The sequence below is a fragment of the Pseudoalteromonas sp. S327 genome (assembly GCF_005886415.1).
GTDB classification, from domain to species: Bacteria; Pseudomonadota; Gammaproteobacteria; order Enterobacterales; family Alteromonadaceae; genus Pseudoalteromonas; species Pseudoalteromonas atlantica.
The window spans coordinates 35,175-61,670 of the sequence record NZ_PNDP01000019.1; the positions used below are offsets into that span (position 1 = coordinate 35,175).

General features: G+C 40.7%; 23 protein-coding genes. 17 read left to right on the forward strand and 6 right to left on the reverse strand.

Annotation, left to right across the window (positions count from 1 at the left end; translation table 11 throughout):
* Positions 1 to 118: 118 nt before the first annotated feature.
* Positions 119 to 2,461, reverse strand: coding sequence for a DNA polymerase II (locus tag CWB60_RS07510; RefSeq protein ID WP_138579830.1), 2,343 nt, complete (start codon positions 2,459 to 2,461; stop codon positions 119 to 121).
* Between the two features lie 70 nt (positions 2,462 to 2,531).
* On the opposite strand from CWB60_RS07510, the gene CWB60_RS07515 reads away from it, so the two are divergent.
* From CWB60_RS07515 to rsmS, 7 genes are all read left to right on the forward strand, one after another.
* The gene (locus CWB60_RS07515) at positions 2,532 to 4,259 is read left to right on the forward strand and encodes a sulfotransferase (protein ID WP_138579831.1); all 1,728 of its coding nucleotides are present in this window, start codon (positions 2,532 to 2,534) and stop codon (positions 4,257 to 4,259) included.
* 83 nt (positions 4,260 to 4,342) lie between these two features.
* On the forward strand, positions 4,343 to 6,418 hold the full coding sequence (gene dinG, locus CWB60_RS07520; protein WP_096739872.1) for an ATP-dependent DNA helicase DinG: 2,076 nt from the start codon (positions 4,343 to 4,345) through the stop codon (positions 6,416 to 6,418).
* A complete protein-coding gene (locus CWB60_RS07525) occupies positions 6,418 to 7,194 on the forward strand; it encodes a TSUP family transporter (RefSeq protein WP_024033710.1) in 777 nt (258 codons plus the stop codon). The genes dinG and CWB60_RS07525 overlap by 1 nt, the downstream gene beginning before the upstream one ends.
* Positions 7,195 to 7,803 carry a primosomal replication protein gene (locus CWB60_RS07530; RefSeq protein ID WP_138579832.1) on the forward strand — a complete coding sequence of 203 codons (609 nt, stop codon included), beginning with the start codon at positions 7,195 to 7,197 and terminating at the stop codon, positions 7,801 to 7,803.
* On the forward strand, positions 7,803 to 8,699 hold the full coding sequence (locus tag CWB60_RS07535) for a histone deacetylase family protein (protein ID WP_138579833.1): 897 nt from the start codon (positions 7,803 to 7,805) through the stop codon (positions 8,697 to 8,699). Before CWB60_RS07530 ends, CWB60_RS07535 begins: the two co-directional genes overlap by 1 nt.
* Before the next feature lie 49 nt (positions 8,700 to 8,748).
* Positions 8,749 to 9,030, forward strand: coding sequence for a late competence development ComFB family protein (locus CWB60_RS07540; RefSeq protein ID WP_138579834.1), 282 nt, complete (start codon positions 8,749 to 8,751; stop codon positions 9,028 to 9,030).
* Positions 9,014 to 9,166 carry a pleiotropic regulatory protein RsmS gene (rsmS, locus tag CWB60_RS07545; RefSeq protein ID WP_024033713.1) on the forward strand — a complete coding sequence of 51 codons (153 nt, stop codon included), beginning with the start codon at positions 9,014 to 9,016 and terminating at the stop codon, positions 9,164 to 9,166. Before CWB60_RS07540 ends, rsmS begins: the two co-directional genes overlap by 17 nt.
* Before the next feature lie 2 nt (positions 9,167 to 9,168).
* On the opposite strand, the gene CWB60_RS07550 is transcribed toward rsmS, so the two are convergent.
* Positions 9,169 to 9,693 (reverse strand): hypothetical protein, encoded by a 525-nt coding sequence (locus CWB60_RS07550; protein WP_024033714.1) that lies wholly within the window; start codon positions 9,691 to 9,693, stop codon positions 9,169 to 9,171.
* Positions 9,694 to 9,798: 105 nt separating this feature from the next.
* On the opposite strand from CWB60_RS07550, the gene CWB60_RS07555 reads away from it, so the two are divergent.
* Positions 9,799 to 10,692, forward strand: a complete 894-nt coding sequence (locus tag CWB60_RS07555; protein WP_138579835.1) for a DMT family transporter — start codon at positions 9,799 to 9,801, stop codon at positions 10,690 to 10,692.
* 20 nt (positions 10,693 to 10,712) lie between these two features.
* Here CWB60_RS07555 and CWB60_RS07560 read toward each other — a convergent pair whose 3' ends face one another.
* Together CWB60_RS07560 and CWB60_RS07565 are read right to left on the reverse strand one after the other, a co-directional pair.
* Positions 10,713 to 11,711 carry a cupin domain-containing protein gene (locus CWB60_RS07560; RefSeq protein WP_138579836.1) on the reverse strand — a complete coding sequence of 333 codons (999 nt, stop codon included), beginning with the start codon at positions 11,709 to 11,711 and terminating at the stop codon, positions 10,713 to 10,715.
* A gap of 18 nt (positions 11,712 to 11,729) precedes the next feature.
* Positions 11,730 to 12,470, reverse strand: coding sequence for an SDR family NAD(P)-dependent oxidoreductase (locus CWB60_RS07565; protein ID WP_024033718.1), 741 nt, complete (start codon positions 12,468 to 12,470; stop codon positions 11,730 to 11,732).
* 129 nt (positions 12,471 to 12,599) lie between these two features.
* Here CWB60_RS07565 and hisD point away from each other — a divergent pair, with 129 nt between their 5' ends.
* The 5 genes from hisD to CWB60_RS07590 are packed head-to-tail and all read left to right on the forward strand — an operon-like array spanning position 12,600 to position 17,383.
* On the forward strand, positions 12,600 to 13,874 hold the full coding sequence (gene hisD, locus CWB60_RS07570; protein ID WP_024033719.1) for a histidinol dehydrogenase: 1,275 nt from the start codon (positions 12,600 to 12,602) through the stop codon (positions 13,872 to 13,874).
* Complete coding sequence (locus tag CWB60_RS07575) at positions 13,875 to 14,882, forward strand: LacI family DNA-binding transcriptional regulator (protein WP_029772146.1); 1,008 nt, start codon at positions 13,875 to 13,877, stop codon at positions 14,880 to 14,882. It abuts the gene before it with no gap.
* A gap of 14 nt (positions 14,883 to 14,896) precedes the next feature.
* On the forward strand, positions 14,897 to 15,598 hold the full coding sequence (locus tag CWB60_RS07580; protein WP_138579837.1) for an alpha/beta fold hydrolase: 702 nt from the start codon (positions 14,897 to 14,899) through the stop codon (positions 15,596 to 15,598).
* The gene (locus CWB60_RS07585; protein ID WP_029772148.1) at positions 15,595 to 16,374 is read left to right on the forward strand and encodes an HpcH/HpaI aldolase family protein; all 780 of its coding nucleotides are present in this window, start codon (positions 15,595 to 15,597) and stop codon (positions 16,372 to 16,374) included. The genes CWB60_RS07580 and CWB60_RS07585 overlap by 4 nt, the downstream gene beginning before the upstream one ends.
* Complete coding sequence (locus tag CWB60_RS07590) at positions 16,361 to 17,383, forward strand: ester cyclase (protein WP_138579838.1); 1,023 nt, start codon at positions 16,361 to 16,363, stop codon at positions 17,381 to 17,383. Before CWB60_RS07585 ends, CWB60_RS07590 begins: the two co-directional genes overlap by 14 nt.
* A 55-nt stretch (positions 17,384 to 17,438) precedes the next feature.
* Here CWB60_RS07590 and CWB60_RS07595 read toward each other — a convergent pair whose 3' ends face one another.
* The gene (locus CWB60_RS07595; RefSeq protein WP_138579839.1) at positions 17,439 to 18,452 is read right to left on the reverse strand and encodes a nuclear transport factor 2 family protein; all 1,014 of its coding nucleotides are present in this window, start codon (positions 18,450 to 18,452) and stop codon (positions 17,439 to 17,441) included.
* A gap of 238 nt (positions 18,453 to 18,690) precedes the next feature.
* Between CWB60_RS07595 and CWB60_RS07600 the strand changes: the two genes are divergently transcribed.
* Genes CWB60_RS07600 through CWB60_RS07615 form a run of 4 tightly spaced genes read left to right on the forward strand, consistent with a single transcriptional unit; the run spans position 18,691 to position 23,241 of the window.
* Positions 18,691 to 20,301, forward strand: coding sequence for a sodium:solute symporter family transporter (locus CWB60_RS07600; protein ID WP_024033725.1), 1,611 nt, complete (start codon positions 18,691 to 18,693; stop codon positions 20,299 to 20,301).
* Between the two features lie 10 nt (positions 20,302 to 20,311).
* The gene (locus CWB60_RS07605) at positions 20,312 to 21,277 is read left to right on the forward strand and encodes a nuclear transport factor 2 family protein (protein WP_138579840.1); all 966 of its coding nucleotides are present in this window, start codon (positions 20,312 to 20,314) and stop codon (positions 21,275 to 21,277) included.
* A 9-nt stretch (positions 21,278 to 21,286) separates the two neighbouring features.
* Complete coding sequence (locus CWB60_RS07610; RefSeq protein ID WP_064386752.1) at positions 21,287 to 22,390, forward strand: ester cyclase; 1,104 nt, start codon at positions 21,287 to 21,289, stop codon at positions 22,388 to 22,390.
* A complete protein-coding gene (locus CWB60_RS07615) occupies positions 22,387 to 23,241 on the forward strand; it encodes a nuclear transport factor 2 family protein (RefSeq protein WP_138579841.1) in 855 nt (284 codons plus the stop codon). Before CWB60_RS07610 ends, CWB60_RS07615 begins: the two co-directional genes overlap by 4 nt.
* Before the next feature lie 514 nt (positions 23,242 to 23,755).
* Here CWB60_RS07615 and CWB60_RS07620 read toward each other — a convergent pair.
* A complete protein-coding gene (locus CWB60_RS07620) occupies positions 23,756 to 26,158 on the reverse strand; it encodes a TonB-dependent receptor (protein WP_138579842.1) in 2,403 nt (800 codons plus the stop codon).
* Between the last annotated feature and the right edge of the window lie 338 nt (positions 26,159 to 26,496).

Consider the following 26,496-nt stretch of genomic DNA (forward strand, 5'->3'; position numbering starts at 1 on the left):
AATGATTTTTTAAAATTAAATTTCAAATGTAAACAAAGTAGGTACAAAACAATCTTTTAAAGTAAATGTTATAACATCAAATAGATGATCAGACTTTTTAGACAGGAATTTGGTATAATTAAATTAGAGATAACTGACTAGGAAACATTTCTGATACTTCAACATTACAAACAAACGAAACCATCCCTATAATCGGCATAATTTGTTTATCTAAATACATTTGATAGTCGTAGCTATGCAGCCCTTGATACAGCTCAACACCGTGCGTTGTGTAAACAAATGTAACAAATTCACCTCTTTTTAGCGTAAATTCACTATTTTGTTTCTGAAACTTTTTTACTGCTTGTACATGGGGAGGGATATTTTTTTGATAGTCGGTTAAGTTTTGACCTAAACGTTTTTTAAAAACCAGCAAATGATCAAATTCGCCACGTAAAAGTTTACTAATGTAATCATTTACAAGGTCATTAATTTGCTCTGGTTGCTCAAAAAGGAGGGTAAATAAATCAAATTGAAACTGTTGAGCCAGTTTAGTCCAGTCACTTCTTACGGTTTCTAAGCCTTTAAAAACCAATTTTGATTCATCCGGCTTTATTAACTGCCCCACATAGCGTTTTTTAGACCCCACGCTTTTACCTCTTATGGTGGGTAAAAAGAAGGGGCTATAAAGCGATTCAAACTCTATTTCTAAATGGCTAGTTAAATTATGTTTAGCGTGTATGTTTTGCTGCCACAATGTGTTTATGTGTTTAGCTAACTGTTTACCTATTTTATTACACGCCTCAACACTTAAATCATCCGTTAGTTTTACAAAGGTCGAATCGGTATCTCCGTAAATAACACTATAACCTTGCTCTTCAATCCACTTTTTAGTTTGCAGCATTATCTCATGACCACGCAAAGTAATAGAGCTTGAGAGTCGTGGGTCATAAAAACGACAGCCTTGTGAGCCTAATACACCATATAAACTGTTCATTATTATTTTAATCGCTTGGGATAGCATTAAATCGTGATTATCTTTTGCCCGCTGGCGCTGTAGCGCTAGGCTTTTTATAAGCGCTGGTAAATGGTGCTGCTCTCTTGAAAACAATGCGTTATTAAAACCTTCAATACTGTTTTCAGGGTTTTCAATCCCTTCTATTAGTCCAAGCGGGTCTATATAAAAGGTTTGCATAATACTGGGGTACAGGCTTTTAAAATCAAGCACGATGACATTTTTATACAGCCCCGGTACCGACTCCATAACATAACCACCTGGGCTTTCAAACGTCAGCCCATGGTCGCCCATATTAGGTGCTACATAACCGCTGCGATGTAATAAAGGCAAATACATGTTTACAAAAGCCGCCACTGAGCCGCCGCGTTTTTCCAGCTCAAGGCCTGTTAATTGTGTGCGAATAACAGCAAAATCGAGAAGTTTTAGCTTATCGAATATTTTATTAACGAGTATGCAGTCTTGGCGATTGTAGTTAGCGAGCGCGAGTTTATCTTCATTAAATTGACGAATAATTTCTTGTAAGCTGTTACTAGCTTCAATTAATTTAGACTCGCCTAAAATTTCTTTAGCTACATTAGCAAGTGAAAAAGTTTCAAAACTATAAGTGGCATTTTTTAGAGTATCAATGCCATCAATTACACAGCGCCCGGGAATAGAAACCCTTGTAAAATGGCCTTTTCGAACATATAAAGGAAGGTTTCCTCTTCCTAGTAATAGTTTTACCCCAAGTGCCACAGAGCGCTCATAAATAACTGCAAAATCAAACTCAATAACATTCCACCCAATAATAATATCTGGGTCGCACTGCTTAATAAGTGTTACAAGTTGCTGTAATAGTGCAACCTCGTCTGCGCACCATATAATAGTATAACCAATCACTGGTTCGTGATGCTCAGGCTCTCCAATCATGATTACGCAATCTAAACCACAGCCTACCAAGCCAATAGAAAACAACACCCCACTTTCATTGCACTCTATATCAAGTGACAACTTAGAAAGCACAGGCGTATATTCGGCATTGGTTTTTAATTTAGCATCTAAAATTTCAGTGTAATGCGCATGATCCACTCGTTTACCCGTGACCCACGCTCCGCCTTTAATAAAGCGCTCCATTAAATAGCGTTCAATGGGCCTTATATCATCTTCATAAAGTGTAATACCGCGACTTTTTAACGCTTTGCTCGCGCTATAAAAGTGTTTTAGTGAGTAAAAGTAACAGCCACACATATCTTGCTGCTGAAAATTTTTTAATTTAAGCGGTTTTATTTCATGAAGAATAGACTCAGCAACTAAAATAGCATTTACTGTATTTGCATCCGTACTTTTTATAAAAAAAAGAACAGGTTGCGTTGAAGAAACGCTTTTAACCGGACCATGTTGAGTACTTAACCAAATTTCATATTGCACACCTTGTGCGGTATCATTAGCCTTCGCTGATAGTAAAAAACCTGATGTTAAATACAAAATGGAACCTTTATGAGCTTTTACAGTAAGCTTTTAAAATGTAAGTTTAATCAATAAAAAATGAGTAAAAATGATAAACGAGCCGATTCTAAAAGAAGCATTAGCTTTGATCAGTACAAAAAAATATAAACTAGCCATCTCTGAGTTAGTTAAAATAACATCTCAATATCCAGAGATAGAGCAAGCTTGGCTCCACTTATCAAAATGCTATAAAGAAATTGGTGAATTAACAAAACAAACCGCAGCCTATGACCAATTTGAAATGATAGCATGGTTTAACGAGCAATTATCTTGCGCTAAGAAGGATTTGTTACTCGGAGACTTTCATAATACTCAGCTAAAAATCCAGAAATTGTTAAAATTAGTACCAAACGAAAAACGATGCCTTTTGCTGCTTAGTAAAGCAGCGTTTAAAGCAGCTGACATGCATACTTACCTTAACGTTTCTCAATACAATTACCATTGTAACCCGAGCTCACCTGCTGTTGTTAACTGTTATTTTGAAGCACTTTTTCACACTAAACATTTTAATGAATTCATAGAATTAGCTAATAAAAAAGACAACAAAACACTCCACAACCATATTATCAGTTTATTAGCTGCATGCCATGTAAAACAAATGAATTTTGATTTAGCATTTAATTTATACGCTGATTTAGAAAGGAAGAGTTTTCACCCCTCAACTTGCCTATTAAGAATGGGCAATATCAAAAAAATTATTGGCGAGCCAACCACTGCGGTACAGTTATATAAAAAGGCTCTCGAAAAAGATAAAACGAATACTGAGGCATACTGGAATCTAGCAAATCTTAAAACCTATAAATTCAGTGAAAGCGAAATAAAAAATTTACAAGCCTCGATTTGTAACTTAACAAACCAAAATAAAAAAGCACTGGGTCAATTTGCTTTGGGAAAAGCCCACGAGCAGCAAAACAACTTTTACACTGCTTATAAGCACTATGCTGCAGGCAATAAAATAAAAAATAACCACATCAAATATACTCAAAGTGAATTTGACTATCGCTGTATTAAGTTTTTGACTAAAGACTTAATACACAGTTTGCCCAGAGTAAAACCTTCTTCTATACAATTAGTCTTTGTCGTGGGCATGCCCAGAAGTGGCTCAACTTTAGTAGAGCAAATTCTTGCTAGCCACTCTAAAGTTGATACCAGCTATGAATTAACAGAAATAATATCTATAGCGAGCTTTTTAGAGCAACAAAACAAGTCACAAGTTCCATATGGCCTAGATAGCCTTTCACAGCAAAAGCTTTCCAAACTATCAGCCCGTTACCTAAAATTTATTGAGCCTTTGAGAACTAATAAGCCGATTTTTGTTGATAAGCTACCTGCTAACTATCAGCATATTGGGTTAATTATGTCTTTATTTCCTAACGCTAAAATAATCGACGTTAGACGCGATAATAGAGCAACAGCTTGGAGTCTTTATAAACATATATTTTCAGAAGGGCATGCATATACATATAGTTTTGAAAATTTAGCGACGTATATAAAGAAATATTACCAACTTATGGATCATTGGAAGCAGTTATATCCAAACCATATTTTAACGCTTGAATATGAACAGGTTGTCGAAGGTTTTGATTCTGCACTTAAAAAAATCACTGAATTTTGCACTATAGAAATAGAACAAAGTTGTTATTCTTTTCATGCTACTAAACGCCCTGTCTTAACTCCGAGCTCAGAACAAGTAAGGCAGCCTATTTATACCTCCGCGTTAAAGGAGTGGGAAAATTACAGGCCTCATCTAGAGCCGCTGATGAAATTACTAAATTAATTTCATCCTTGCTTGTAGTTACACGGTTATAACTCTAAAATCCATACACTGTAATTATATACATATTTTAGGTTTATCTCCCCATGCTTTCTGACCAACTAAAAAAAACAATTAGGCAAGTACACCAGCATGTGGCTAGTAACCTTACTGATTACCGCCCACGCAGTAGCCAAAACTACCTTGTTGCCGAAATAGCAAAAACACTGGCTGGCGAATACCATAAAAAGCAGCGAATATGTGTTATTGAGGCTGGCACAGGGACTGGTAAATCACTTGCTTATTGTTTAGGCGCGTTACCGCTTGCCCTTGCTCAAAAAAAGAAGCTGGTTATATCTACTGCTACCGTGGCCCTACAAGAGCAATTAATAGCAAAAGAGCTGCCTTTTTTTAAAAAACACTCAGGGCTCGACTTTAAGTTTGACCTAGTAAAAGGTAGGCAACGCTATATATGTGCCCATAAATTACATAACGCTGTTAATGGCGATAGCCAAACGCAAATGGAGTTTATGCCCACACTTACCTCGCCGCTAAGTGATATGGAAACTAAATGCTTAAAAGGTCTTTACGATGCCTATGTAAATAAAAAATGGCAAGGCGACAGGGATAGCTGGGCCGACACCATACCCGATAGAGTGTGGAACTTAATCGCATGCGATAAACACGCTTGCCAGCGCCAAATGAAAGCCCATCAAACCTGCCCGTTTCAGCTTGCTCGTAATCAGCTTATGCAAATGGATGTGCTTGTTATTAACCACTCACTGCTACTGGCAGATTTGGATTTAGGGGGCGGTAAAATTTTACCCGAACCCGATAACACCATTTATGTCATAGATGAAGCTCACCACCTTGCGCATATTACCCGCGACTTTTCATCGGCAGCGGCCACTATTAAAGGCACCATTGATTGGCTCGATAAGCTCACTAAATTTAGTGGCAAAATGTCTAAAGTATTAGTAGGTCAAAAGGCCATTGGTCAAAATTTCAAATTGTGCGATAGCATTAACGATGCTAATAAAGACTTAAAAGTGGTGCGTGATATTCTTGATAATGCCGACTTTGAATACTCAAAAGACGATACATATCGTTTTGAGCATGGCGAAATACCAAAATCATTGCACAACAAAGCTAAAGATATAAGTGACGCCACACTAGATGCACTGCGTTGTTTAAATAAAATGCACGATACCCTCACTCAAGATGTAAGCGATGGCGATATAAAACCCTACGTTGCAGACCCTGTCTTAGCCGAAAGCGGGCACTATATAAACCGCTTAGAGCAATTAAATAAGCTGTGGTATAGCTATGCAAATAAAGGCGAAGGTACACCTCACGCAAGGTGGATCAAACGTTTAGAATATAAAAACCATCACGATCACCTATTAAGTGATTGCCCTATCGAAGTTGGCTACTACTTAAAAGACAAGCTATGGAATGAATGCGCAGGGGCGGTACTATGCTCGGCAACTTTAAGTGCTCTCGGTTCGTTTGACCACTTTGCCTATGAAAGCGGCTTAGCAAAAGAAGAAGGCGTTAAGTTTATTAAAGTGCCCTCACCTTTTGATTACCCTAAACAAGCAACCTTGCGTATTCCGGTAAGTAAAATTGAGCCAACCGACAAAGCATTTAGTGACCATATAGCGCAAACCTTGCCTGAGTACTTAAACACAAAAAAAGCTAATTTGGTGTTGTTTGCATCGTACTGGCAAATGGACCATGTGGCTAAGTTTCTTAGAACAAAAGGTTTTAACTTATTAGTGCAAGGCGAAATGTCGCGCGAGGCATTATTAAAAAAACACACCCAAAATATTGATAGCGGTAAAGGTAGTATTTTATTTGGTACGCAAAGCCTCTCAGAAGGGCTTGATTTACCTGGTAAATATTTAGAAAACTTAATAATTACAAAAATACCGTTTGCAGTACCTACATCACCAATAGAAGAAGCCCAAGCCGAATTTGTACAAAGTAAAGGCGGTAATCCATTTTTGTCTATTACGGTGCCCGATGCAGCAAAGAAATTGGTACAAAGCTGTGGTAGACTGCTGCGAAAAGAGAGCGATGAAGGCCGTATAACTATTCTCGATAGACGCTTAATTACCAAGCGCTACGGCAAAGCCATGCTCGACACCTTACCACCTTTTAAAAGACAAATAGATTATTAATGTTTGAACTTGCTTTAGATCCCACAACATTGGCAGTTTTATGTGCCGCGGCCCTTGCTGCTGGCTTTATTGATGCAATTGCCGGCGGCGGTGGCTTATTAACAGTCCCTGCACTACTCACCGCTGGCTTGCCACCGCATGTAACGCTTGGCACCAACAAGCTTGCGGCAAGCTTTGGCTCATTAACGGCCAGCTACACGTATTATAAAAAAAATCTATTTAGTCCTAAATTTTGGGCAAATTCCATTTTTGCTACAGCCATAGGCGCTGTGATTGGTACGTTAATTGTCGATCACTTAAGTATTGAATTTTTAAATAAGCTTTTGCCTATCATTATTATTATGGTGGCCTGTTATAGCTTGTTTGGTAGTTTAAGCACCACACAGGGCGATGATTTACCAAAAGTAACACCAATACTTAAACTAAAGCAGTGGTTACAGGGCTTAGCGTTAGGTTTTTTTGATGGCGTAGCAGGCCCAGGCGCCGGTACTTTTTGGACCGCATCTAATAGTTTATTTTATAAAATGAGCTTACTGCTTAACTGTGGTTTAGCCCGCTCAATGAACTTTGTATCTAATTTTATATCACTTATTACCTTTGTGGCACTTGGTCATGTAAACTTTTTATTAGGCCTTATCATGGGCTTTTTTATTATGTTAGGTGCTTGGATTGGCGCTCACTCAGCCATTCGCTTTGGCGGTAAGTTTATTCGCCCTGTTTTTAACACTATGGTTATACTGCTAGCATTAAAACTGATTTACGAGGCTTATTTGTAAATGCAAACACACGCGTTAGATAAATTACGCCAACAAGTTGCTACGCTTAAACAACAAGCTGAGCAATTTGATAGCGCAAAGTTGTTTTCTAAAAACCGCTATATGCAGGCGCAGCCTAGTTTATTTGACCGCGGCGTATTTAGTACTAAAAGCATGAACTTAACTGACTACGTAGCAGAAATTGAAGACGAAATTACCAGCTTACCACCAAGTGATCACCGCCATGCTTATGCTTATGCACTCGAGCGCATAGGTAATCAAGTACAAGCTGTATTTAGTGTTATTAAATCGACCCCCATCTGGGCAAAAGAAAACAAAAGCCAGTACAAACCTAGGCCAAAAAATACGGTTTATAAGCAAGCCGTAAAAAAAATAATGCAATCGTCGCACGAGCTATACGACGAGCTTAAACAAAACCACGAGTTTGAACGACGCTTAGTGTTAATGATTGAAGAGCGTAAACTACAAATGGAAAAAGCCAGCCCAGCGCAAGCGCAAAAACTTAATATGGAAATTTTAACCACGCATGCGCGTTTAGGCCGCTGCCGTAAAGCTATTTCGGCCACCGAAGATAAAATTCAACAAGTCGAAAAACAACAATTACGCTAATGCAGCTTTTTTACCACCCGCTTTACAGTGCTTTAACGCTTCCTGAGCGCCACCGTTTTCCTATTCAAAAATACCAAATGCTAAAAGCAGAAATAGAACGCTTAGGCTTTGGGGCTACACAGTTTAATACACCAACCAAAGCTACGCCCGAGCAGCTTGCACTGTGCCATAGCCCAGGCTACATAAATGATTTTTTAAACGCCACACTCAGTAATAAAGCAATTAAAAAAATGGGTTTCCCGTATTCACGCAAATTAGTAGAGCGTACGCTACTTTCAGTTGGGGCAAGTATTCAAGGCAGCGAATACGCACTAAAATATGGTTTTAGCGCTAATTTAAGTGGTGGCTATCATCATGCATATAGCGATTACGGCAGTGGCTTTTGTATTTTTAACGACTTGGCTGTGGCTGGCGCGCATTTAATCAATACAAACCAAGCCGATACCGTATTAATATTTGATTGTGATGTACACCAAGGCGATGGCACAGCACAAATTACGCAACATAATAACGCTATAGTTACTTGCTCTATTCACTGCGAGCAAAATTTTCCGCGCTTAAAGCAACACTCCGATTACGACTTCGCCCTACCTGCCAACACATCAGATACCGAGTACTTAATAACGTTAAAACAAGCCCTCGAATTTTGCGTGCGTATTCATAACCCCGATATTATTTTATATAACGCAGGGGCTGATATTTACGAAAAAGACGAGCTAGGGTTATTTAACGTATCGCTTGAAGGGGTTTATGCGCGCGATCATTTTATTGTTAACTACTGCAAAGCCCATAACATCCCACTTATGTGCGCTTTAGGTGGCGGTTATCAGCGTAATTTAAATGCGTTAATTAATGTTCATAAACAACTATTTAAAGCTGCTATCGATTTATTTTAGTGCTTAGTATACACTCAAATAAACGGACTCTATAAAAGGCGCTAGCACGATGCGACTGCACGACGACATACATAACTTTTACGAAAAAATTGTGGTTGAAGAAATCATTAAACGTAAACTAGATAAAGTTTACAGTGAAGATGTAATGGCCGATTTTTGTTGCACGGTACTTAATCAATTGCCGCCACGTTATATTAGATACGATGTAGATATGGCCTTTTATTTACCACAAAGTGAACGTATTCACATGGAAGAGCGCGTACAAACCGCTATTGATGTTGCTATTAGCCAAATTTCAAAAAAGAAAAATTTAGATGACCAGCCCACTTGATAACGCCCCTACACATGTAAAACTGGCAGTGGATTTAATTATGCTTTTGGAGCAGCACGAGGTTGCTCCAGAGGATGTATTAAAAGCGCTCGAAATTGTAAAAAGTGACTTTGAACAAAAACAAGCCACCGCTTAGCATTACTCTTTTGTTTGCACTTCGTATTTAGTCACAGTGCCATCGTGTTTGTTACAATCAATTTTAATCTCGCCAAACGTGCGTCTTGGGGTTGTTGAGCGACGGCACGTCATTTTTTGTGCTTTACTACCATATTGGCTTATGTACAACGCAACGGTTTCGTCTATTTTAAGCTGTTGCGCCGAAGTGGCCGCGTTATAAAAAGTATTGTATTGCGCCTGCCAACTTTCAACTCCAGCCTCTTTTGCAACGCCTAGCCACCCCATACCCATGTTAGTAGATTGTGTTAAGTACTGCCCTTTTAAAAACATAAACGACAATGTGTATTGCGCGCTTTTATAGCCAAGTGCTGCAGGGTCTTTTAGATACATAAAGGCCTGTTTATAATCACCTTTTTTATACGCTTTTATGCCATTGTACTCATGCTTTTTCATGGTTATGTCATCGTATAAATTAATAGGCGTAGACCCACAACCACTTAATAAACCCACTCCCATAATTGCTGTGATCAGTAAATATCGGCTCATGACTATTCCTTTTTTATTATTTTTATATGCGAGTACCAAATCTGGCTTACAGTTATTGCAAAGCCTGTTACTCTGTAAATTAATTTGTATAATTAAAATACTATCATGAGCTTAGCAAGTTTACTTCGGTTATTTTTTCTGGCTGCTATTTGGGGCGCGTCATTTTTATTTATGCGAATGGCAGCAAACAGCTTAGGCCCTGCGGTGTTAATAGAGTTTAGAGTTGGCTTTGCCGCACTCACCCTCTTTATTGTGGCGCTTTACTTAAAACGCCGCTTGGCGTTTACTAAACACACAAAGCACTTTTTTATAATTGGCGCACTTAACTCCGCCCTACCCTTTTTACTGTTTGCTTATGCCGCGCAAACGATTAGCGCCTCTACTTTATCTATTTTAAATTCTACAACGCCCATATGGGGCGCGGTGGTGGGCATTATTTGGAGCAAAACCAAACCGACTAAAAGCATGGTGTTAGGTTTGCTGTTGGGTTTAATAGGCGTGGCCATTTTAGTTGGGCAAAATCATTTTGTATTAAATAGTCAGTCACTTATTGCTATTGCAGCAGCGCTAAGCGCCTCCCTGTGTTATGCCATTGCATCCCATTATACAAAAAATGCCCCTAAGCTTGCCCCATTCGATAACGCACACGGCTCTATGTGGGCAGCCAGTTTTATAGTACTGCCCCTTATACTTTTTATGCCAATGCGCGAAGTACCTAGTACCAACGTTATGCTTGGCGTATTAGCACTTGGCGTGGTGTGTACCGCACTTGCTTATATTTTATTTTTTAAACTTATTGACGATATAGGCCCAACCTCAGCTTTAACGGTCACGTTTTTAATTCCGCTATTTGGCATTTTTTGGGGGCATTTAATTTTAGATGAGCAAATAGGGCCAAATACGTTACTCGGCGCATTATTTGTAATTGTGGGCACTATGCTGGTTACTGGTTTTTTACCACGAAAAAAGCACTTAGCTAAAACAAGCAAAGTGCCTTAAATTTTATATAGCATTATAGTTTAAATAAATTGTGGGTCTTTTGGCGCGTCGTGGCGGCGCGTTATATAAAGCACACAGTCGGTTTGGCTATTATTGCTATAGGCTCTTACGTGCTCAATAGGCACTGAAAAAGTATCACCTTGGTTAAGCGTTAATACTTCATCACCTAAGTCTATTGTTACGCTTCCTTGATGAACAAATATAACCTCTTCTTCAAAGCGAATATGAGGCGCAACCTGTGCATCAGGTTGTAACTTTAACGCAGAAATATTAAAGCCATGAGGCCAATTTAGCTGTGTTTGAATACATGTTTTGGCGTTTAAATTACCGACTAATGGCGCTTCATATACGCCATCAAACTGGCTAAGGTACGAGCGTTTATTCCAGTTAAAGTTGCTGGCTTTAACCACTGTTTGTGCCAGCTCTTCATCGGTTATTACTCTGTGCTGCGCTATTTGCTCTTGGCTGGTGACTGCCATTGGCTTTACACCATCGGGAATGGTTTCATTTAACGTGGTATCTACTAAGCTGCCATTTTCTAGCAAAATTAGTCCGTATTCTTTTGCCATGTCAAATACTTGCGGAGCCCAAAGTACTCTACCAGGGTTATCACTTCCAAGTACCGCATATAAATAGCCTACGCCGTCGCCAACATTTTCAAACCCTCTAAATATATCCATCGGGATCGAAATAATATCGCCTTCATTTAAAATTACTTTGGCATCTTTACCGTCAACACCAGTGTAAAAAGCCCACGTACCACTGTGTACTACAAAAATTTCTTCAGTTAAATGGCTATGCTGCGAATTTAAACACCCTGCAGGTTGGCGCGCACCACCAATATTAAACCCATGAGGAATAGAAATATGCACATGTTGATTTGGGTTTTCGGCAACGCCTGGGCCAATAATTGTAAAGTTTTCTTTTTGATCGCTCCCCGGCGAGCGCGTATCAATAAAGGCATTTTTACACGCAATTAAATCATCGTATCGTACTAACCTATCTGCAAATACACTCATTACTCTCTCCTAAATTGGTTACTGTGCGGTCCAACCGCCATCAATTTTAATACTTGTACCGGTGATCATTGCTGAAAGGCCGCTTAGTAAAAACACACAAGCATTGGCAATATCATCGGTTTGGGCAATTTTTTTCAGTGGGATCATGTCGTAAACAAACTGCTTAAACGTCGCATCTTCTAGCATGGGTTTAGTCATTGGGGTTTCTACAAAGGTGGGGGCTACGGTGTTCACGCGCACATTTTTATCGGCAAGTTCAACCGCCATTGCTTTGCTCAACCCCTCTACCGCATGTTTGCTCATGCAATACAAAGTACGTTTAGGTGAACCTACAAACCCCATTTGCGACGACATATTAACCACCGCCCCAGCGCCAGAATTTATTAGCGCTGGCAGTGCCGCTTGGCTAATTTTGTAAACGCTGCGAATATTCATCGCAATTACGTCATCAATATTTTCATCTGTTTGCTCAAGCATTGGCGCAACCCGATTTATACCAGCGTTATTTAACAGCCCATCAAGTGTTTTTAGCGCCTTTAAACGCTCAAAAAAAGCATCGCTATTTATATCTAGCGGCCAAATTTCTATTTGCTCAGGCGCGTATTTCTGTAATGTTTGTAAATCACTGAGGGTACGTGCTACTGCAATAACTTGAGCCCCTGCATCTACGCATTTTTCTACGCATGCTTTACCAATACCTTTGCCTGCACCTGTCACTAAAATGGTTTTACCCACTAAAAGCGTTTTATCAAATCCCATTTGTTCACCTAAATTCTATATTGCATTCGAAGTCATTATTAATTAGAGTGCAGTTAGATGCAAGACATTATTTAACCAATACGTCTCATCAAATGTGTATATAACAACGACTCACTAAGGACACTAGCAATGATAAAGCATTTAAAAAAGGGTCAACCAATTGACTCAAAACAAAAACAAAATCAATCAGTAAGAGATATTGTAGAGAATATTTTAGCGCATGTTGAAACCGAAGGTGACGCAGCCATTCGTGAGTACTCTGAAAAGTTCGACAACTGGACTCCGGAGTCTTTCAAACTTTCAGAAGACGAAATTAAAGCCTGCTATACACAACTTGATGAGCAATTAATTAACGATATTAAGTGGGCGCAAAGCCAAGTACGTAATTTTGCACAAATACAACGTGACTCAATGAAAGACGTAGAGGTAGAAACTCTTCCGGGCGTAACCCTTGGTCATAAACATATCGCTATGGATAGCGTAGGCTGTTATGTGCCAGGTGGTAAATACCCGCTATTAGCCTCTGCGCACATGAGCGTATTAACCGCTAAAGTAGCGGGTGTTAAACGCGTAATAGCCATGGCTCCACCGTTTAATGGCAAGCCATCACCTGAAATTGTAGTCGCGATGGATATGGCCGGTGCTGATGAAATTTATTGTTTAGGCGGCGTGCAAGCAGTAGCTGCAATGGCAATTGGTACACAAACTATTGCGCCGGTAGATATGATAGTTGGCCCAGGTAACGCGTTTGTGGCCGAAGCAAAACGTCAGCTATTTGGCCGTGTTGGTATTGATTTATTTGCAGGGCCTACCGAAACCCTCGTTATTGCCGATGACAGTGTAGATGGCGAGCTATGTGCGGCAGATTTACTCGGCCAAGCAGAGCACGGCCCGACTTCACCGGCTATTTTACTTACCAACTCAGAGCAACTAGCTAAAGATACAATCGCTGAGGTGCAAAGGCAGCTTACTATTTTACCCACTGCCGATATTGCAGGCGTAGCATGGGAAGATCACGGTGAAGTAATTGTATGTGACACCTACGAAGAAATGCTGCAAGTTGCTAACGACTTAGCGTTTGAACACGTGCAAGTGATGACCAGCAATACCGATTACTTTAAAGAGAACATGCAAAACTTTGGCGCTTTATTTTTAGGTCCGCAAACTAATGTTTCGTATGGTGATAAATGTATTGGTACAAATCATACACTACCCACAGGTAAAGCTGCGCGCTATACTGGCGGACTATGGGTAGGAAAATTCATAAAAACATGTACTTTTCAGCAAGTAACAGAGCAAGCCTCGGTGGTTGTTGGTGAGTATTGTTCACGATTATGTGCTGCAGAAGGGTTCGCAGGCCACAAAGAACAAGCAGACATTCGTGTAAGACGATATAGGAAGTAAATCTTGAAGCAAAAAAGAGTCACCTCATACGATGTTGCCCGTGTAGCGGGCGTATCGCAATCGGCGGTATCACGTGTTTTTAGACCTGGTTTTAGTGTGTCTAAAAAAACCCGTGAAAAAGTAATCGCAACGGCCAATGAAATGGGCTATCGCCCGAATGCTATTGCCCGTATGTTGATCACCAAACAATCGGGTATGGTTGCGGTTATATTGTCATCGCAAGCAAACCTGAATTACCCAGAGGTGCTTTCTGAGCTAAACAGAGAGCTGGCACTGCACAATAAGCGTGTGCTGCTCTTTACACTTGATAACGCAGAAGAGCTAGATGAATTACTCGAAAACATATGGACCTTTCAGGTTGATGGTGTAATTGCCCTAGCTGCTCACTTTGATAGTAAAAGCTTAAACTTATTTGCTAAACACAGTACGCCTATTGTGCTTTATAACCGCCATGTGCCTGAGTCGAATGCAAACACCGTTTGCTGTAATCACGACAAAGGCATTAAACAGTTAATTGATTTATTACACGAAGCTAACCATAAATCGTATTTAATTATCTCCGGCCCTACCGACTCAGATGTTGCAAACGAACGCAGAGAAATAGCCGAAAATTATTTACAAACCCTAGGCGTTAAAGACACGCCGGTTATTTATGGTGATTATGGGTATAAATCGGCACGCGACGCACTTAAAAAATGGTTAAAAAAACACCCCAAGCCCGATGCCATAATATGCAGTAATGACGCTATGGCAATTGGCGTAATTGATGAACTAAAAGAAAACTTTTGCATTAAAGTGCCCGACGACATGTCGGTTGTAGGATTTGATGGTATTAATGCCTCTTCGTGGTACAACTATCAAATAACCACAGTACAACAGCCAATGAAACAGCTTACTAAAGCCGCTGTTGATATTTTAATGGAGCGCATTGAAAACCCTCAAGCGGCTGCAGAAGTTCGGGTATTTACTGGTTCATTAATTGAAGGGAACTCTATTAAAAAACGTTAAATTAAGGAATTTTTGTGGCCAAAAATCCTGTTTATATTTTACCTGGTACACTGTGTAATGACCGCATGTTTGCAGCGCAAATTAACGCACTGCAAAATGCAGGTTATACACCGTGTGTAATACCCTTCACCGAGCAATCTAGCATTTTGCAAATGGTAGAACTTTGCAAAAAAATTGCACAAGAGCCGGGCCCATTTATAGGTTTTTCCATGGGCGGAATTGTTGCGCTTGCCCTGTTAAAATCAAACCCTGAGCTAGTTACCTCCTTGTGTTTAATGTCGAGCAATTATTTAGCCGATAAACCTGAGCGCCCTGCAATTAGGCTCAAACAAATTGAACACGCCAAAAGCAGCAGTTTAGAAGCCCTGCTTAAACGTGACTTTTTGCCGCACTACTTTTACCAACCAAATAAAGCCCATGAAGAGACCGTACTTAGCATGGCAAACGATCTGGGTATTAACGCCTTTAGCGCCCAGCTGAGTGCACTTGCCACCCGCGAAGATACGTTAAGCGTAATAAAGCAAAGTACAAAAAAACTACTCATTATTGGGGGCGAGCATGACCCGTTATGCCCGGCAAGTGTTCAGCAAAGTATGCATGAAGCAGCACCTAATAGTGACCTTGTACTGCTTGGTCATTGCGCTCACTTTGCCCCGCTTGAGCGAAGTAATACGGTAAACGCAATTTTATTAGACTGGTTGGAGTCTTTATCATGAATTTAAAGCAAAAGTTAAATGCAAAACAGCTACTGCTAGGTACTTTTATTAAAAGCACGCATTATCATAATACAGAAGTATTGGCTCACACTAACCTTGATGTTCTGTGCCTTGATGCAGAGCATGCGCCCTTTGATAGAGGCGATTTAGATAGCTGCATAATGGCAGCACGTACTAAAAATATGCCCACGCTTATACGTGTTAGTAATACAGACCACGCCACTTTATTAAGTAGCTTAGATATAGGCGCAGATGGCCTAGTGCTGCCGCATATAAAAACCCCCGAACAAGCAAAAGCAATTATTAAAAACTGTTTTTATGGCAATAACGGCCGAGGCTATGCCGGTTCAAGCCGCTTTGCTGGTTACACAACCCATGCCCTAACCGATAACCTAGCAAGCAATAAGTCATCAACCTGCATTATTGCACAAATAGAAGATGCCGATGCACTGGATAATATCGAGCAACTGTGCCAAATAGATGAAATAGACTGCATTTTTATAGGCCGTATGGATTTAACCATTTCCCTTGGCGAAACCAACCCAAGCGCCCCTATTGTACTTGAGGCAGTCACTAAAATAGCCAAGGCGGCGGCTAAATATAATAAATGCTGTGGCATGTTTGTAGGTAATTTGAGCGAGCTGAGCCATTGGCAATCATTAGGCGTGAGCTTTTATTTATTAGGCTCAGATCACAGCTTTTTATTAAGTGGCGCTAAGCAATTGCGAGAGCAATTTGAAACAGCAACAGGAGCCCAAAACAATGAACATTCATAATAAAAATAAAGCGTTAATACACGACTTTAGACAGGCTCTGTATAACTTTGATATAAACGCCTTGCATACACAAATTAATACCGTATTTAGCTATGATGCGCTCATTCAGCTGTGTTACCCGTTTGAAACACTTGCCAACCCTAATGCACTTATTGAGCAAGTTTATTTACCACTTAGCGAGGCATTTGTAGGCTTAGAGCGCCGCGATACAATAGTTATGGCAGGTAGCTCAATTAACGACTCAGACTGGGTAGGTTGTTGCGGTTATTATACCGGTTCGTTTGAAAAGCCATGGCTTGATATCCCCCCTACTGGGCACCAAGTTAGCATGCGTTTTCATGAATTTTACCGTATTAAAAATAACAAAGTGGTAGAAGTACAAGCTATTTGGGATATTCCCGAAGTAATGATGCAAGCTAAAGTATGGCCGCTTTCGGTGAGCTTAGGTAAAGAGTGGCATGTACCAGGCCCTGCAACGCAAGATGGATTAATCACAAACGCATACAATGAAGAGCACGCAGCACAAAGCTTAAAACTTGTGGGCGACATGTGTGAGCACCTTGGTTTTTATGCCAAAGGCGGTATAGAGGCCATGAAGCTTGAGCAATTTTGGCACTCGCACTGTAGCTGGTATGGGCCAAGTACCATAGGCACTGCACGAGGTATAAAAGGGTTTAGAAACTGGCATCAAATTCCGTTTTTAAATGCACTGCCAAACCGAGTAGGTGATGCAAGTAAAGGCTATTTATTTGCCGATGAAAACTATGTTGGCTTTACCGCGTGGCCGGGTATGAGCATGACTATTAGTAATGATGGTTGGTTAGGTATTGCGCCTGCAAATCAGCAAATAACCATGCGTAGTCTCGACTTTTGGCGCGCCGAGAATAACTTAATTCGCGAAAACTGGGTGCTGATAGATATTCTTGATGTGTACCATCAAATTGGGGTAGATGTGTTCGCACGCATGAAAGAGCTTACCAAAGCGCGCTATTTAAACTTTGCACCCTAGGACGTATAAACAAAAAAAGCTCTGTAAAACAGAGCTTTTTTATTACTTAAATAGACTATGCACCAGGGTTCGCAATACTTTGCGTGCGCTTTAAAATATCTAGGCCTTGTTGTTTTAACCAATAAGGAATATCAATAATGACCCAGTTTTCTACTAATTTATCGCCCTCGCGGTGATACACATCCACCACGCGCATATCTGCTGGGGTATTAGCACCTGGTAGGCCTAAAAAGCCCCCAATGGCCGTGTTAGTTAGGTTAGGCCAGCCAAAAAAGCAGGCAAACTCATCTTCAGCAAAACGGCAAATATGGCCGTTAAATACTTTACCCGTTAACCCTTCTCTAAACGGATACATGTGCTGCTGCTGATAACGCTTAATTGTGTAAGTTGCGCCAATGCCTGCTGGGCCATACCACACCATGTTTTCATCCCAGGTTTTACCAAGCACTTCGGGCGGGCACGTATCAACACCACTTTTATTAAGCGCGGTTAGGTTATCAATCATTTGATTTACCAGCGCCATTGTTTTTTCGCTTTGCTCATCGCTACTTTTACCCAAACGAATACCATCGTGCGTACGCGGCCCGGGATACGAAAAATATTGCCCAGTAGAGAGCGGCAGCGGGTTTAAACCTACTTGCATCATAAGGCCAATAATATCGACAAAAAAACCGGTCTGAATTATTTTTCCGTCTTTAACACAGTTAAATTCGGCATAGCGCAAAGTGGCAAGCTTATGGGTTGGCGCAATACCTAGCCAATCTTTATCAAATAAGCCCATAAAATGGCCCATGCTCATCACCCACTGGCCACCGTCGGCTTCGCTTTGCCCTGCAATAAAAATATCCTCACGGCGCTGCAGCGCACTAAACGAGCTAAATAATGGCTGCCAAACTTGGGCAATTACATCATTCGCACACTCAAGCTCATTAAACGGATGCACCCCTTTAAAGCTGTATTCACTGGCCATAAACTCATTAAATACGGCTTGTAAATCATTGCCTTGTGCTTTTTCTAGTGCAGTATGAAATTGACGAACTAGTTGTTTATCTTTAAGTATATCTGCCATGATTATTCCTCATTGTTTGCGCAGTCAAATTAATGTCTTCAAACCGCAGTTAAACACACTTTAACAAAATGTATTGCATTTAAAGAGTAATTAAAAGCCTGTGAATAGTAAGTTATAAATTGCTTTAAAATAATACTAATGAGAATTGACTTCGAAGTCAAAGTGATTCATGATGATTCAAAATAAAAAATACAAATAGGCTCTCAAGCCCGTAAAACCTAATCTAACAGGATTAATTATGAATGATTTTGGATTGTTGAATTGGAGCATTCTCATCGGGTACATAATTGCCAACCTAATACTTGGGTTTGTAATTAGTAAAAAGATCAGTAGTGCTAACGACTTTTACATAGGTCGAAAAACAACACCTTGGTGGGCTATTGGTATATCGGTTGTTGCTACTTATGTAAGTGCACTCACCTTTTTAGGTGCGCCAGCGTGGTCTTACAAAGAGGGGCTCTCGGTTATTGCCATACACCTTAACTACCCACTGGTTATTGTGGCGGTGGTGTGTTTGTTTTTTCCGTTTTTTTACAACGCGGGTGTGGCCTCTATTTACGAATACCAAGAGCGCCGCTTTGGTAAAAAGGCCCGCTTACTTATCTCTACTATTTGGTTAATATCGCAAACTATGGGTTCAGCCGCAGTGCTGTATGCAACCTCCTTAGTGTTGGCCTTTATTATCGATATAAATGTTATAACTGCGATATTTTTAGTTACCATAATCGCCCTTATTTATACCATGCTAGGTGGCATAACCGCCGTTATATGGACCGATGTAATTCAGTCAGCCATCTTATTTATAGGGGCTGGTATTATTATGTATGCCCTCATTACCTCTATGGATGGTTCATTTAGCTCAACACTGAGCGAGCTAAAAAGCCAAGGTAAATTAGACCCACTTAATTTCTCGCTCGACTTTACCCAAGTAACTACCGTGTGGTCTGGCGTGCTGGCTATGTCGCTATATCACATTACGGTGTATGGCACTAACCAAATGATGGTGCAACGCACCCTTGCCGCTAAAAATATTGGCGATGCTAAAAAATCCTACTTACTAATGGGCTTTATCGCGTTCTTTATTTACTTGTTCTTTATATTTATGGGCGTGCTGTTTTATAGCTACTACGGCGGGCGCACTTTTGAAAACGACAACTTAATTATTTTACAGTTTGCAGCTGATTATGGCTTACCAGGGTTAATGGGCATTATTGCCGCTGCGGTAATGGCAGCATCTATGTCGAGCCTCGATTCAGCACTTAACTCACTTTCAACCATAAGTACTATCGATTTTTATAAAAAGTACTTTGCGCCTGAAAAAAACGACGCTCACTATTTAAATGTTACTCGCTTATTTACGCTAGGTTGGGCGGTGATCATTATTATTCCGGCCATTATGTATCACCTATACAGCGAAGGCTCAATTTTAGAAATACTCACTAAAGTAGGCTCGTACTTTGTAGGTGCTCAGCTTGGCATGTTTGCCCTTGGGTTTTTCTCTAAGCACACCACCGAAAAAGGCTTATTAATAGGCACCTTAGTGTCGTTTATTACCGTTGCTGTGTGCGCACTGTTTACCGACATTGCATGGCCATGGTACTGCGCCATAGGGGCAATAACCTGCCTTGTATTTAGCATTGCGTTAAGTATTGCATTTGATGGCTATCAAGAGGATTACAACGAATACACCATTAAAGGTCAGTTAAAAGCATTTAAAGATGAAAAACGTCCAGAAAAAGAAAACGGCTGGTACTTAATTCCGGGTAAGTTTGACTCAATCAATTACTGGTTACTTGGCTTTTTTGTACTGAGCTTTGCCTCTCTCATGTTATTTGAATATTTTGTGTAAGGTGAAATAAATGAATATTTTAGAACAACTTTTCGAAAACTTCAGCGCTGCAGAATTGCCAAATCAAGCATTGCTTGCAGACTCCGTTCAATGGCAGGTAAGCCACCCTTTTGAGCCTATTAGCACAAAGCAAAATGTGATTAATGATTACTTTGGCGTACTTAAACATTCGTTACCTGACATAGAGCGCAAACAATTTATCTCTATCCAGGGCGACTACAAAGGTGAGCAATGGGTGTGTGCAACAGGCTATTTTACCGGCACATTTACACAGCCTTTATTGGGTATTCCTGCCAGCGGCAAAAGTGTGTTTATTCGCTACAGCGAAATGGCGCAAATAGAAAACAACCAAGTGGTTAATGTTTACACATTTTTAGATTTAATTGATGTAATGAACCAAGTAGGCGTAAACCCATTACGCCCAAGCTTAGGTTACCCAGGTTTAGTTATGCCCCCCACCACACTTGATGGCGTACCAACAGGTGATAAAAACGAAACGCTTAGCAAAACCAACGAGCAACTTGTAGTTGATATGCTCACAGAGCTTGGCCGCTATGACGGTAAAGACTTATACAGCATTAATTTAGAAAAATACTGGCACCCAGATTTTATTTGGTATGGCCCAGCAGGCATTGGTACAACCCGCGGAATTAGCGGCTTTAGAGAGCACCATCAAGGGCCGTTTTTAAAAGGCTTTCCTGATCGCGGTATTAATAAAACACTGTGTTTAGTAAGTCACGATAACTTTGTTGCTACCGGCGGATGGCCTCACATGTATGGCACTCATACCGGTGAAGACTGGTTAGGTTTACCGCCTTCTGGCAATAAGCTGTTCCCGCGTGTCATGGACTTTTGGCGCTGCGAAAACGGCATATTAAAAGAAAACTGGGTCGCTATTGATATCCCTCATTTATTAGATGGAATGGGCATTGATATTTTTGAGCAAATGCAACGCAAAATAGCCGCAGCTAATTAAGAGGTGAGCATGAACAAACACAATAATATGACCCAACCTTACTGGCTACCGTTATCGAGCGTGTTAAACCCGCAAGGTAACAAACAGCAGCCTTTAATCGGTTTTGATGACGAATTTGTTGATATCGTTGATTACATTTTGCGCATAACGCACCGTATTTGGGAGCAAAAAAACATTGGCTTATGCTATCGCTATTACGCCGATGTATGCCCTGTTTTTACCCTTGGCGCCTATGGCGAAAACATAGAAGATGTTATTCAAGGCACCCTTAAAACTATTGCCGCCTTCCCCGACAGAAGCCTAATTGGCGAAAACGTGGTGTTTTCAGAAGAAGCCAACGAGCACTATTACTCATCACATTTAATTAGCAGTGTAATGACCAACACTGGTAACTCTGAGTTTGGCCCAGCAACACATAAAACAGGCCGTGTTACAACCATTGCCGACTGCGTATGCTTTGAAAACAAAATAGTTAAAGAGTGGCTAGTGCGCGACAACGGCTTTTTAGTTAAGCAGCTTGGCTTAAACATTATTAATGTAGCCAAACACATGGCAAACATTCCGAGTAAAGAAAAACACACGCAGTGGCTAAACGATGAATTTAACCGTGTAATTGCCATAGATCACCGCGTAGCAAGTACGCCCATTGTAGAGGGTGAGCTTGCGGCATTTGCCCATACTTGGTTAGATACGCTATTTAATCAAAAACAGTTTGCTAAAGTACACGAATTTTACAGTTTAACGGCAACACAACAATGGCCTAGCGGCAGAATGGCCACCGGACTTGCACAAATTAATGGCGTATTTATACAATTTTTTGCAACCTGCCCCGACGCCAAATTAACGATTGATCATATAGCTATTACCCCATTTGACGAAACCACGACTGATGTAGCGATACGTTGGTCGCTAGCAGGCCACTTTAATCCGCAAAATAGCGAGCTAAGTGAGCTTAAACAGCAGCCTTACTTTATTTTAGGCGCATCGCATTTGCGTATTAAAAACAAAAAAATCATCGAAGAGATCACCGTTTTTGATGAAGTAGCACTTTATGCAAACTTATTTAAAGCACATGCATTAGTCAACAAATCACAGTGGGAGGAAAATGCATGATCAACGCTATTATCGATTTATACACTAAAGCCGACATTGAAGTCATAAGCAGCAAGTTGCTTCGCAGTAGCCGTTGGCAGCAGCACCACTTTACCGCCATGGGTGCTTTGCAGGCGCAGCCTTTGTGGCTTAGCTTTTTAGCTCAATATGGTGTGTCTGAGTGTGTATCGCACACTCATAGCGTAGGCGCAGAACGTGAAACCCTACAGCTGGTTTTACAGCCTAAAAAGCTTAAAAATCCAGTGCGTTTAACGTTTGTAATAAAACACAACGGGACTTTTATTAAGTCAGTAAAATGTGTGGTTGATACGTTGTCGTTAGCGAATAACGAGTATGTAAATACAACGGTAAATAACAGCTCAGTTATTCCTAAACTACCAAAAAGTGACCCAATTATCGTTTGCGATTTAGATAACCAGCTGCACCCTACTACTTTTCATGCAACCCCCAGCGCTATTTGCGAGCTGCCCTCTCACACTGCTCGTACTTTAGATAACTGGTGGCAAATTTGGCAAACTAACAACCTGGCTCAGTTTGAAACCCTTTATACTCCAAGCGCTACGGCTGTACTTGCAGGTAACACACAGCCACAACCTATTAGCGCGCTGCTTGATTGCCACTTAGATTTTACGCAATCGCTAAGCAGACGCTATGCCCAGCTAGAAACCGTTGAGTATGACAGTACGCAAAACCAAGCCACGCTATGCTGGACTCTCGATGGCAGCTTTAATGCTAAAAACGTACGTGTACGTCAGCAAATAATTAGCGTTATTAGCATCAGCGATAATCAAATAACCCACGAAGTAATGCAATTCGACACGCTGGCACTTAACCAGCAGTTTGCATTATAAGGTCACCTTTTCCACTTCCCTTCAAGCGCTCACTGAGCGCTTTTTTTATAGATGGCCTTTTAGCAACCTGTAATCATACTTAAGCAGTTTTTACCCTATTTATGACTCGCTTTTATAACTCAAAATAGCTCACTTAATTAAGCGAGTGGGTATTACTTATTAAAAAAATAACGCTTTAAAATAGTTAAAGGCAATAAATAAAGTATCAGCCTCGCCTTACTAAAGCCCGAGTATGCAACCAAAAGCCAAGCACTCCACTTTGTAAGTTACGCACTTATGGCTTAAATACACGTATGCATTTAGCAAACTTAAATGAAGGGCTGGTTAGAGGGGTTAAGCTTACAATCTAAAGCCAATAAAAGCGCACTTAATAAATACCTGTAAAGGTGGGTTAAATACAATAGTAAGGTTAAATAGCAGCTAACTGAAGCTAATTAACAAGCTCAAAATAAAAAAAGCCAGCTAATAAATAGCTGGCTGAAAGTAATGACCGTAGCGGCCATTTTAGGAAATTTTAAAACTGATATTTTAAGCTTGCGCCCCACGTACGTGGATTGTTCCAGTTAGCTTGTACTGAGTTTTCAGGTAAGCCATCAACAATTTGTGAGTGCACTACACCACGAGTTAAAATCGCTTTATCACCAATGTTTTTAACGTACGCTTCTACTTGCACACTGTCGTTAATGTACCAAGTTAAACGTGCATCAGCCATTAAGTGCGCATCTACTTGCACCTCTGGGATGTTCGTATCAAACGCGTAGTAATCGTCTAAGTAATTTAGTTGAATGTACGGTACTAAGTACGAATCCCCCCCTAAGCTAAACTCATAACGAGCTGAAAAACCAACACTGTACTCAGGCGCCATAGCGGGGCTCCAGCCTTCAAAACTAAACTGACTAGAGCTGTCGTTTATATCTTGGCGGCCTTCTAAGTTACCTAATGCTAATAATGGGCGAAGCTGCTCATTACCTACTGCATAGCCATCAGCAAATTCGCTATCAAGCAGAGATAAAGTACCGGTTAGTGTTAGGTTATCAATTGGCACCCATTGAATATCAGCTTCTAGGCCCACAGTTTCTACATCGCCGCCGTTTTCGTAGTATTCAAAGGTGGTAGCAGTACCTGCGGCAACACACTCTAAAACAGTATCGCCAGTGGTTGTATCGTTACATGAGGTTGCAAATAACTGTGCTTTTACATCTTCGTATTCGTTCATAAATACCGAAAGATTTAAACGCATTGCGCCATCAAGCAAATAGCTTTTCATACCCATTTCGTAAGAGATAACATCTTCGTTATCGTAAAGTGGGTCAGCACCGCGAGCTACAACGCGCGAATCGTTTGCGCCACCGGTTCTGTAGCCTGTCGCTACACTTGCATACACCATAATATCGTTATTAATGTCGTACTCGGCAGCCGCTTTATAAAGTAGCGCAGAGTCATCCCAATCAGGAATTGTATCGCCGGTAAATGTTTTGTCGTCTTGGTTTACACGCAAGCCACCTACCACGCGCAAATCTTCTGTTACTTGGTAGCGTAATTGCCCATACGCCGCAATAGATTTTGCCGTATGCGGGTCGTAATCCGGGTTCCCCCATGAAGGCACTACAACAGAATCTGACACACCATCGCCTGTGGTATCTGCATGCGATAACCAGCTCCAATCTGCTTCTTGGTCAAAGTAGTAAAGGCCACCAATCCACGAAAAATCACCCTCATCGTTAGATGAAAACTGCAGCTCAGATGAGAGTGTTTTTTGTTCATCCTCACGGCCAAAACCACCTACAAAATCAATGCCACCGTCGCTGTAGTCGTTATCGTAATATTGCTTACCACTAAGCGTTGAGTAGTTGGTGGTCCATTTAATATCAGCAAAGTCGGTATACCATTCAAGTGCTAATGTGGTCGAAAAGCTTTCTTGCTTATCAAGTGAAAATCCATTGCGGTAAACATCATACGGGCCAAGGTCTTCGTGCTGCGCATCACTTGGCTGATAAATATGCCCCTCGGTTATTGTAGGCGTAGTGTTAAATACACCCGACCCCGGCGAGGTTTCTTCAATTTGGTAGCCCGCTATTTGTTGGTAACCCCAAATAGCTTCTGAGTTAGAGTCTTTACGCGAGTAATCAAAGCGTACTGTGGCATTAAACTTTTCGTTTGGCTCCCACTTAGTAACGTTACGCATATAAAACTGGTTTTTCTCGCGCAAGTCATCTGAAGGGCCTGGAACAACTAAATTATTGATATAACCATCGTGACGATCAGAGGCCACTACAAAACGGGTTGCCACGGTATCGCTTACTGGAATATTTATAATTCCTTCGTAAGCGCTGCGGTTATAACTGCCTGTTTCAACTTTTATACTCCCCAGTAAATCGTCAAAAACAGGTTGATTAGTAATAATATTAATACTGCCCGCAAACGTGTTTCGGCCATATAACGTACCTTGCGGCCCGCGTAATACTTCAATGCGTTGAACATCCACCAGCGCGCCTAAGCCCGATGAGGTAGTCGGCACATAAATACCATCTTGAAATATACCTACAATTTGCTCAGCAATACCGGTGCCTGCTACACCTACTTCGTTGGTGCGAGCGCCACGCATAGCGGGTCTAACTTCACCACCCGAAGAGCCCATACGTAAGCCTGGTACCACTTGTTCAAGACCCGTAACATCAATAATACCAGCACGGGCAATGTCCCCTTCCCCTAATGCTGTTATTGATGATGATACTTCCTGTAGGTCTTGTGAGCGACGGTTTGCCGTTACAGCTATACGCTCTATCGCGGGCTCTGCGGTTTGTTCTTGCGCTTGTGCTTGTTCTGGCTCTTGCGCAGCGTGTGCGTTCATTGTGGTTGCTGCAATAGCGGTGGTCACAGCAAAGTGAACGAGAGTCCGTGTAAATTTAGCTTTCATTATAGTTATTCTCCCCAGTATAAAACGTATTTAGTTCTCCCCAAACCTACATTTTCAATTATTACAGTAAACAAGTTGTATCAATTGAAAATGCATGGTTCTAAAATAGACTTCGAAGTCAAAAAGATCAACAACTTTTTGCTCAAATAATAACCTTGTAGAAATTAACCTAAATAAAACAATATATTAAAATTAAAATAAAGTGATTTCGAAACACAAAAAAAAGCCAGTAATAATTTATTACTGGCTCTATGTAAGCGATTGTTTAATTTAAAATTTCAATGCTATATTTTAGCAAAATGCACAAACTTACACTTTTACTCAAACCTTAAAATACA

What these genes read in the sequence shown, in the direction of transcription:
- CWB60_RS07515 (WP_138579831.1), top strand. Translation starts at nt 2,532, where the DNA reads ATGATAAACGAGCCGATTCTAAAAGAAGCATTAGCTTTGATCAGTACA.
- dinG (WP_096739872.1), top strand. Translation starts at nt 4,343, where the DNA reads ATGCTTTCTGACCAACTAAAAAAAACAATTAGGCAAGTACACCAGCAT.
- CWB60_RS07525 (WP_024033710.1), top strand. Translation starts at nt 6,418, where the DNA reads ATGTTTGAACTTGCTTTAGATCCCACAACATTGGCAGTTTTATGTGCC.
- CWB60_RS07530 (WP_138579832.1), top strand. Translation starts at nt 7,195, where the DNA reads ATGCAAACACACGCGTTAGATAAATTACGCCAACAAGTTGCTACGCTT.
- CWB60_RS07535 (WP_138579833.1), top strand. Translation starts at nt 7,803, where the DNA reads ATGCAGCTTTTTTACCACCCGCTTTACAGTGCTTTAACGCTTCCTGAG.
- CWB60_RS07540 (WP_138579834.1), top strand. Translation starts at nt 8,749, where the DNA reads ATGCGACTGCACGACGACATACATAACTTTTACGAAAAAATTGTGGTT.
- rsmS (WP_024033713.1), top strand. Translation starts at nt 9,014, where the DNA reads ATGACCAGCCCACTTGATAACGCCCCTACACATGTAAAACTGGCAGTG.
- CWB60_RS07550 (WP_024033714.1), bottom strand. Translation starts at nt 9,693, where the DNA reads ATGAGCCGATATTTACTGATCACAGCAATTATGGGAGTGGGTTTATTA.
- CWB60_RS07555 (WP_138579835.1), top strand. Translation starts at nt 9,799, where the DNA reads ATGAGCTTAGCAAGTTTACTTCGGTTATTTTTTCTGGCTGCTATTTGG.
- CWB60_RS07560 (WP_138579836.1), bottom strand. Translation starts at nt 11,711, where the DNA reads ATGAGTGTATTTGCAGATAGGTTAGTACGATACGATGATTTAATTGCG.
- CWB60_RS07565 (WP_024033718.1), bottom strand. Translation starts at nt 12,470, where the DNA reads ATGGGATTTGATAAAACGCTTTTAGTGGGTAAAACCATTTTAGTGACA.
- hisD (WP_024033719.1), top strand. Translation starts at nt 12,600, where the DNA reads ATGATAAAGCATTTAAAAAAGGGTCAACCAATTGACTCAAAACAAAAA.
- CWB60_RS07585 (WP_029772148.1), top strand. Translation starts at nt 15,595, where the DNA reads ATGAATTTAAAGCAAAAGTTAAATGCAAAACAGCTACTGCTAGGTACT.
- CWB60_RS07590 (WP_138579838.1), top strand. Translation starts at nt 16,361, where the DNA reads ATGAACATTCATAATAAAAATAAAGCGTTAATACACGACTTTAGACAG.
- CWB60_RS07595 (WP_138579839.1), bottom strand. Translation starts at nt 18,452, where the DNA reads ATGGCAGATATACTTAAAGATAAACAACTAGTTCGTCAATTTCATACT.
- CWB60_RS07600 (WP_024033725.1), top strand. Translation starts at nt 18,691, where the DNA reads ATGAATGATTTTGGATTGTTGAATTGGAGCATTCTCATCGGGTACATA.
- CWB60_RS07605 (WP_138579840.1), top strand. Translation starts at nt 20,312, where the DNA reads ATGAATATTTTAGAACAACTTTTCGAAAACTTCAGCGCTGCAGAATTG.
- CWB60_RS07610 (WP_064386752.1), top strand. Translation starts at nt 21,287, where the DNA reads ATGAACAAACACAATAATATGACCCAACCTTACTGGCTACCGTTATCG.
- CWB60_RS07615 (WP_138579841.1), top strand. Translation starts at nt 22,387, where the DNA reads ATGATCAACGCTATTATCGATTTATACACTAAAGCCGACATTGAAGTC.
- CWB60_RS07620 (WP_138579842.1), bottom strand. Translation starts at nt 26,158, where the DNA reads ATGAAAGCTAAATTTACACGGACTCTCGTTCACTTTGCTGTGACCACC.